This window comes from Burkholderia sp. (assembly GCF_018375725.1).
Lineage (GTDB): Bacteria > Pseudomonadota > Gammaproteobacteria > Burkholderiales > Burkholderiaceae > Burkholderia.
On record NZ_JAHACR010000243.1, the window covers coordinates 1 to 6,597 of the forward strand.

The 6,597-nt window shown below is 67.0% G+C and carries 5 protein-coding genes; 4 read left to right on the forward strand and 1 reads right to left on the reverse strand.

The features are described from left to right. The coding region (locus KH616_RS19595) for an ureidoglycolate lyase (protein WP_292249798.1) at positions 1 to 642 on the forward strand (642 nt) is incomplete at its 5' end. 180 nt (positions 643 to 822) lie between these two features. Here KH616_RS19595 and prpR read toward each other — a convergent pair. Further along, a complete protein-coding gene (prpR, locus tag KH616_RS19600; RefSeq protein WP_292249799.1) occupies positions 823 to 2,808 on the reverse strand; it encodes a propionate catabolism operon regulatory protein PrpR in 1,986 nt (661 codons plus the stop codon). Between the two features lie 170 nt (positions 2,809 to 2,978). Here prpR and prpB point away from each other — a divergent pair, with 170 nt between their 5' ends. The 3 genes from prpB to acnA all read left to right on the forward strand — a co-directional run. Continuing rightward, positions 2,979 to 3,872 carry a methylisocitrate lyase gene (gene prpB, locus KH616_RS19605; RefSeq protein ID WP_292249800.1) on the forward strand — a complete coding sequence of 298 codons (894 nt, stop codon included), beginning with the start codon at positions 2,979 to 2,981 and terminating at the stop codon, positions 3,870 to 3,872. Positions 3,873 to 3,914: 42 nt separating this feature from the next. After that, positions 3,915 to 5,084 (forward strand): 2-methylcitrate synthase, encoded by a 1,170-nt coding sequence (prpC, locus tag KH616_RS19610; protein ID WP_292249801.1) that lies wholly within the window; start codon positions 3,915 to 3,917, stop codon positions 5,082 to 5,084. A 72-nt stretch (positions 5,085 to 5,156) separates the two neighbouring features. Continuing rightward, on the forward strand, positions 5,157 to 6,597 hold a 1,441-nt coding region (gene acnA / locus KH616_RS19615), incomplete at its 3' end, for an aconitate hydratase AcnA (protein ID WP_292249802.1).

Sequence of the window (6,597 nt, forward strand, 5' to 3'; positions counted from 1 at the left end):
ATCGGCAAGTTCATCGTTATCGGTCTGAACTATGCGGATCATGCGGCGGAGGCGGGCATGCAGGTGCCGGCCGAGCCGGTCGTGTTCGGCAAATGGACGAGCGCAATCTGCGGTCCGAACGATGGGATCGACATTCCGAAGGGCTCGACGAAAACCGACTGGGAAGTCGAACTGGGCGTCGTGATCGGTACGTCGTGCAAGGACGTCGACGAGACGCGCGCGCTCGAATACGTGGCCGGCTACTGCGTGGTCAACGACGTGTCGGAGCGCGAATGGCAGCTCGAACGCGGCGGCCAGTGGGACAAGGGCAAGGGCTTCGACACGTTCGGTCCGATCGGCCCGTGGCTTGTCACGCGCGACGATGTGCCCGATCCGCAGCGGCTCGACCTGTGGCTGGAGGTCGACGGACATCGCTATCAGCACGGCAATACGCGCACGATGGTGTTCAGCGTCGCGCAGCTGGTCGCGTATCTGTCGCGCTGCATGACCCTGCAGCCGGGCGATGTGATCACGACCGGCACGCCGCCGGGCGTCGGCATGGGGATCCGGCCCGTGCCGGTGTTCCTGAAGCCTGGACAGACGGTGCGGCTAGGCGTCGAAGGGCTCGGCGAGCAGTTGCAGCGCACGCGCGCCGTGGCGTGACGCGTATCGGCTAACGGCCAACGGCCAACGGCCAACGGCAGCGTCGCACCGCCGTCCGTTCTCCGACGACAGCAGGCATGCCGGCCGCCACCGCTGCCCGATGCCGTCATGCCGCGTTCGTGCGAATGCGTGCCGTCACGATCGCACGATCCGCTGACGGCGGCCGGCCCCGGGCGGCCACTATTTCATCGAAAGCTTGCGCCACATCGTCGTCTTGCTGATCCCCAGCATCGCGCAGGCGCGGTCGCGATCGCCGTCGCACGCGTCGAGTGCCGCACGGATTTCATCGGCTTCCGCGCGCCGGCGGCGCGCCTGCAGCGTCGGCGCATCGTCATCCCGGCCATCGGACATCGCCGCGGCGGCAAACAGTTCGGGCGCAACCGCCCGCAACGCATCCGGATCGAGCGCGCCGCCCGTTCCGGATGCGCCGTTCTCCGCCGTCTCGTCCGCCAGTTCGACCGCGATGCGTTCGATCACGTTCTGCAATTCGCGCACGTTGCCGGGCCAGCGGTAATGCATCAGGACCGATTGCGTCTGATCGAGCACGCGTGCCGCATCGTCTGCGTCGCGCAGCCGTTCGGCCAGCCGCGGCTCGCGTCTGGCCGCCTGCGCGAGCAATGCGGCTGCGAGCGCCGGAATGTCGGCTGCGCGCTCGCGCAGCGGCGGCAGGCCGATGTTCAGGATATTGAGCCGGTAGTAGAGATCGGCGCGGAACGTGCCGGCCTCGACCGATGCCAGCAGCGGGCAATGGGTCGCCGCGATCACGCGCACGTCGATGCGGATCGGTTCGGTCGAGCCGAGGCGGATGACCTCGCGCTCCTGCAGGACGCGCAGCAGGCGGCTTTGCAGCGACGGCGGCATCTCGCCGATCTCGTCGAGGAACAGCGTGCCCCGATGCGCGGCTTCGAACAGGCCCGTCTTGCCGCCGCGCCGCGCGCCGGTGAACGCGCCTTCCTCGTAACCGAACAATTCGCTTTCGAGCAGCGCCTCCGGAAACGCGCCGCAATTGATCGCGACGAACGGATAGTGTCGTCTGGCGGACAGCGCATGCAGGCTCTGCGCGATCATTTCCTTGCCGGTGCCGCTTTCGCCGAGCACGAGCACGGTCGCATCCGAGCGTGCATAGCGGCGCGCAAGGTCGCGCACGCGCGCCATCGGCGCCGACGCGCCCACGACGTCGTCGAGCGTGTAGCGCGCCGCGAACTGCTGGGTGCTCGGCTGCGAGCGCAGCGTACGATCGAGCCGTTCGACCGCGCGCGATTCCTGGAAGGTCAGCACGCTGCCCGACGTCACGCCGCGATCGACGAGCGGCCCGCGATGCACGACATAGCGCACGCCGCGCACGGTCGCGAGCGTATCGCCGTCGTCGGCGCGCAGCGTGCGCAGCTCGGGCGTGAGATCGACGAGTGCGCGTCCGACGGCGGCCGCGGGTTCGACCCCGAACGCGAGCGCGAGCCGCTCGTTGATCGCTTCGACGTGCCCTTGCGCATCCAGCGCGACGACGCCGTCGCGCAAATGCTGGAGCAGGTTGTCGAGCCGCTGGCGGCGCAGCGCCTCGGCGTGCGTTGCATAGACGACTTCGAGCGCGGTCTCGACCGCCTTGCGCACCGACGCGTGGGAATACAGGAAGACGGCGCCCATGCCGGCGTTGGCCGCGAGATCGGTAACGAGCCCCGGACCGACGATCGTCTCGATGCCGCGATCGCGCAATTCGTGCACGCACGTTTCCGCTTCCTGCGCAGACTGATATGACGCAAACTCGACGTCGAGGCCGTATGCGGCGATGAAGCGGCGCACTTCGGGCGGCGTCTCGCCGACGCTGACGAGCGCGATCCGCGACGCGTCGCGCCGCGCGCGGGCCAGCGCCTGCATCACGTCGAAGCCGGTCGGGGTGACGAGCACGACGGGCACTTGCGCGCGTGTTTTCAGATAGCTGCCGTTCGAACCGGCCGCGACGATCACGTCGGGGCGCGCGGCGCCGGCTTCGGCGATCGCGGTAAGCGCTTCCTCATAGCCGCGCGCGACGATGCGCACGTCCGCGCGGTCGTCGAATTCACCGGCGACGTCGCGAAAGAGGTCGCGCAGGCGGCTGATGCCGATCGCCCAGATGCGCGGCCGCACCGCGCGGTCGGCCGGGCCGACAGGCTTGATTGCAGTCATGTCCATGAAGACCGATTATGCGCGCGCGATTTCATTTATGAAATGTGAAATTTCCAAATTGAAATCACCGGATCGCTGAGCAAGAAACCGGTTGCTTAAGAATCAGTGGGTTAGCGGTGCCGGGCGGGCTGGCCCGGTACTTGCTGTTCAACGGATATTCCATCGGGAGACCGTTCATGAGCAACACGCATCTTCAGAGCGCCGGCGCGGCATTCCGCGCGGCAGTCGCGGCCGAACAGCCGCTGCAGGTGGTCGGCGCGATCACCGCGTACGCGGCCAAGATGGCCGAAGCGGTCGGTTTCAAGGCGGTCTATCTGTCGGGCGGCGGCGTTGCCGCGAACTCGCTTGGCATTCCGGACCTCGGCATCAGCACGATGGAAGACGTGCTGATCGACGCGAACCGGATCACCAATGCGACCGGTCTGCCGCTGCTTGTCGACATCGATACGGGCTGGGGCGGCGCGTTCAATATCGCGCGTACGATCAAGTCGTTCATCAAGGCGGGCGTCGCGGCCGTGCACATCGAGGATCAGGTCGGCCAGAAGCGCTGCGGCCACCGTCCGGGCAAGGAGTGCGTGCCGGCCGACGAAATGGTCGACCGCATCAAGGCCGCCGTCGACGCGCGCACCGACGATCAGTTCGTGATCATGGCGCGGACCGACGCGGCCGCCGCCGAAGGGATCGACGCGGCGATCGAACGCGCGGTCGCCTATGTCGAGGCCGGCGCGGACATGATCTTCCCGGAAGCGATGAAGACGCTCGACGATTACCGCCGCTTCAAGGCGGCGGTCAAGGTGCCGATCCTCGCGAACCTGACCGAGTTCGGCTCGACGCCGTTGTTTACACTCGACGAGCTGCGCGAAGCGAACGTCGACATCGCGCTGTACTGCTGCGGCGCCTACCGCGCCATGAACAAGGCGGCGCTGAACTTCTACGAGACGCTGCGCCGCGACGGCACGCAGAAGGCCGCGGTGCCGACGATGCAGACGCGCGCGGAACTGTACGACTACCTCGGCTATCACGCCTACGAACAGAAGCTGGACGAACTGTTCGCGCACGGCAGGAAGTAACGCCGCGATCGATACGAATCTGGAACATTGGAGAACAGAAGCATGAGCGAGACGAAAGACGCAGCAGCACCGGCAGCCGGGGCATTCAAGCCGAAGAAATCGGTTGCGCTGTCGGGCGTGACCGCCGGCAACACGGCACTCTGCACGGTCGGCAAGACCGGCAACGACCTGCACTATCGCGGCTACGACATCCTCGACGTCGCCCAGTCGTGCGAATTCGAGGAGATCGCTTATCTGCTCGTGCACGAGACGCTGCCGACCCTGACCGAACTGGCCGCCTACAAGACGAAGCTGCGCGCGCTGCGCGGCCTGCCGGCGGCGGTGAAGGCCGCGCTCGAATGCATCCCGGCGTCCGCGCACCCGATGGACGTGATGCGCACGGGCGTGTCGGTGCTCGGCACCGTGCTGCCGGAGAAGGACGACCACAATACGCCGGGCGCGCGCGACATCGCCGATCGCCTGATGGCATCGCTCGGCTCGATGCTGCTTTACTGGTACCACTTCTCGCACAACGGCCGGCGCATCGAGACGGAAACCGACGACGATTCGATCGGCGGCCACTTCCTGCACCTGCTGCATGGCAAGGTGCCGTCGAAGTCGTGGGTCGATGCGATGCATACGTCGCTGATCCTGTACGCCGAGCACGAGTTCAACGCGTCGACGTTCACGGCCCGCGTGATCGCGGGCACGGGCTCCGACATGTACTCGGCGATCACCGGCGCGATCGGTGCGCTGCGCGGTCCGAAGCACGGCGGCGCGAACGAGGTCGCGTTCGAGATCCAGGGCCGCTACCGCACGCCGGACGAGGCGGAACGCGATATCCGCCGGCGCGTCGAGAACAAGGAAGTGGTGATCGGCTTCGGTCACCCGGTCTACACGATCTCCGATCCGCGCAACAAGGTGATCAAGGAAGTCGCGCGCAAGCTGTCGAAGGAAGCGGGCGACACGAAGCTGTTCGGCATCGCCGAGCGCCTCGAATCGGTCATGTGGGACGCGAAGAAGATGTTCCCGAACCTCGACTGGTTCAGCGCCGTGTCGTATCACATGATGGGCGTGCCGACCGCGATGTTCACGCCGTTGTTCGTGATCGCGCGCACGTCCGGCTGGGCCGCGCACATCATCGAGCAGCGCATCGACAACAAAATCATCCGTCCGAGCGCGAACTACACCGGTCCGGACGATCTGACGTTCGTGCCGATCGAGAAGCGCTGATCGGGCGCGGGGGGACGCCGGTCGCGCCGGTCGGCGTCCCCCGCTCATGAATTCCTCGCCTTCCCCCACATGATGAATACCGCCTACCGCAAACCTCTGCCCGGCACGCAGCTGGATTACTTCGACGCGCGTGCCGCCGTCGACGCGATCCAGCCGGGCGCCTATGACACGCTGCCGTACACGTCGCGCGTGCTCGCCGAAAACCTCGTGCGCCGCTGCGATCCGGCGATCCTTGACGATTCGCTGAAGCAGATCATCGAGCGCAAGCGCGAGCGCGACTTCCCATGGTTCCCGGCACGCGTCGTCTGCCACGACATCCTCGGCCAGACGGCGCTCGTCGATCTCGCCGGCCTGCGCGACGCGATCGCGGAACGCGGCGGCGACCCGGCGAAGGTGAATCCGGTCGTGCCGGTGCAGCTGATCGTCGATCATTCGCTCGCCGTCGAGTGCGGCGGGTTCGACCCGGACGCGTTCGCGAAGAACCGCGCGATCGAGGATCGCCGCAACGAGGACCGCTTCCATTTCATCGAGTGGACGAAGAAGGCATTCGAGAACGTCGACGTGATCCCGCCGGGCAACGGCATCATGCACCAGATCAACCTGGAGAAGATGTCGCCGGTGGTCCAGGCGCATGACGGCGTCGCGTATCCGGACACCTGTGTCGGCACCGACAGCCACACGCCGCATGTCGACGCGCTCGGCGTGATCGCGATCGGCGTCGGCGGCCTGGAAGCGGAGAACGTGATGCTTGGCCGCGCATCGTGGATGCGCCTGCCGGATATCGTCGGCGTCGAGCTGACCGGCAAACGCCAGCCCGGCATCACCGCGACCGACGTCGTGCTCGCGCTGACCGAATTCCTGCGCAAGGAAAAGGTGGTGGGCGCGTATCTGGAGTTCCGCGGCGAAGGCGCGGCGAGCCTCACGCTCGGCGACCGCGCGACGATCTCGAACATGGCGCCGGAATACGGCGCGACGGCCGCGATGTTCTTCATCGACGGTCAGACGATCGACTACCTGCGCCTGACGGGCCGCAGCGACGAGCAGGTGAAGCTCGTCGAAACCTACGCGAAGCAGGCGGGCCTGTGGGCGGACAGCCTCGGCAACGCGCAATACGAGCGCACGCTGACGTTCGACCTGTCGTCGGTAGTGCGCAACATGGCCGGCCCGTCGAATCCGCACAAGCGGCTGCCGACGTCCGACCTCGCCGCGCGCGGGATCGCCGGCAAGTGGGACGAGACGCCGGGCCGGATGCCGGACGGCGCGGTGATCATCGCCGCGATCACGAGCTGCACGAACACCAGCAACCCGCGCAACGTGATCGCCGCGGGCCTGCTCGCGCGCAACGCGAACGCGCGCGGCCTGACGCGCAAGCCGTGGGTGAAAAGTTCGCTCGCGCCCGGCTCGAAGGCGGTCGAGCTGTACCTGAAGGAAGCGAACCTGCTGTCCGATCTCGAGCAGCTCGGCTTCGGCGTCGTCGCGTTCGCGTGCACGACCTGCAACGGCATGTCCGGCG

Bases quoted from the DNA above. Each gene is read 5' to 3' on its own strand.
- prpR (WP_292249799.1), bottom strand. From the start codon at position 2,808: ATGGACATGACTGCAATCAAGCCTGTCGGCCCGGCCGACCGCGCGGTG.
- prpB (WP_292249800.1), top strand. From the start codon at position 2,979: ATGAGCAACACGCATCTTCAGAGCGCCGGCGCGGCATTCCGCGCGGCA.
- prpC (WP_292249801.1), top strand. From the start codon at position 3,915: ATGAGCGAGACGAAAGACGCAGCAGCACCGGCAGCCGGGGCATTCAAG.